The organism is Marinobacter sp. UBA2498 (assembly GCF_002341575.1).
Taxonomy (GTDB): Bacteria; Pseudomonadota; Gammaproteobacteria; order Pseudomonadales; family Oleiphilaceae; genus Marinobacter; species Marinobacter manganoxydans.
The window spans coordinates 58,232-58,696 of record NZ_DDOI01000102.1; the positions used below are offsets into that span (position 1 = coordinate 58,232).

Annotated in this window: 1 pseudogene; it reads left to right on the forward strand. The window is 71.6% G+C overall.

What is annotated here, in order from left to right:
- Positions 1-465 (forward strand): annotated as a pseudogene (locus B2W52_RS14470) (exodeoxyribonuclease V subunit beta); the annotation flags it as partial.

Sequence of the window (465 nt, forward strand, 5' to 3'; positions counted from 1 at the left end):
GCCCTACATCAAGGGGCGCGGCAAACAGAACCAGCTGGAACGCAGCGCCGTGGGGCGTCTGCTGTTCGGCGGCGGCGTCGCCAACGACGGCCTGATGGCGGCGCTGGCACCGCTGGCCTGCGACGCCATCACCGTGATGGCCCCGCCGGACAGCGACCTGGAGGTCTACCGGCCCACGGAACAGGCCATGACGCTCAGCGACGAGCTGCGGCTTCCGGCCCGGCAGCGGGAGCCCTGGTGGATCGCCAGCTACAGCGCGCTGAAACAGGTTCAGGAAACCCTGGCCCCGGCGGATCCGCGCGGCGATCAACTGGCGGAACAGCACAACGAGGACAGCGGCCCGGCGGACGTGGACCAGCCGCCACGGCCGGACAGCATCCACGCCTTCCCGCGCGGCGCCGCGCCCGGCACCCTGCTGCACGACCTGCTTGAGCAGGCCGCCGACCAGCGCTTTGCTCAGACCCT